Below are 507 nucleotides of genomic sequence, written 5' to 3'. Positions count from 1 at the left end.
AGGCAGAGAGGCGGGATGTCGATGCGTGCCCAAGTCGGCGACCAACTGATTGTCGAAAGCCCCACCAGCGGTGCCACCAAACGGGATGGTGAAATCGTCGGACTCCACCATGACGACGGAACACCTCCCTATGACGTGCGGTGGTCGGACAACGACCAGGTCACCCTTGTGTTCCCCGGTCCGGACGCACACATTCACCCCAGCGGGCACCGGCCGGAAGGGCGACGGGAGACGACCGGCCCCCACAGGTCCGCAGCGACGCACCGCACTGCTCGTTCGCTCTCCGAAGCGGTGGTCATGGCTCTGGTACGGGACGCCACGGCCGCCCCGTCGATGCACAACGCCCAGCCCTGGCGCTTCCGGTACTCCCGGCGCAGCCGCGTCTTCCATCTGCGGGCCGACCTCCGGGGCTCTCTGCCGCACGCCGACCCCGTACTCCGGGCGCTGCACATCGGCTGTGGCGCCGCCCTGATGAACCTGCGGGTCGCGGTCGCCCATGAGGGCTGG

2 pseudogenes are annotated in these 507 nt (G+C 68.8%); both read left to right on the top strand.

Features of this window, described 5'->3' with window-relative positions:
- Nucleotides 1-21 precede the first annotated feature (21 nt).
- Nucleotides 22-210 (top strand): annotated as a pseudogene (locus KN815_RS52685) (DUF1918 domain-containing protein); the annotation flags it as partial.
- Nucleotides 211-297: 87 nt separating this feature from the next.
- Nucleotides 298-507, top strand: a pseudogene (locus tag KN815_RS52510) (Acg family FMN-binding oxidoreductase); the annotation flags it as partial.

It is taken from the genome of Streptomyces niphimycinicus, from assembly GCF_018883605.1.
In the GTDB taxonomy this organism is placed as follows: domain Bacteria; phylum Actinomycetota; class Actinomycetes; order Streptomycetales; family Streptomycetaceae; genus Streptomyces; species Streptomyces niphimycinicus.
The sequence above is the reverse complement of the archived record's forward strand: the minus strand, read 5'-3'. Positions and strand labels throughout refer to the sequence as shown.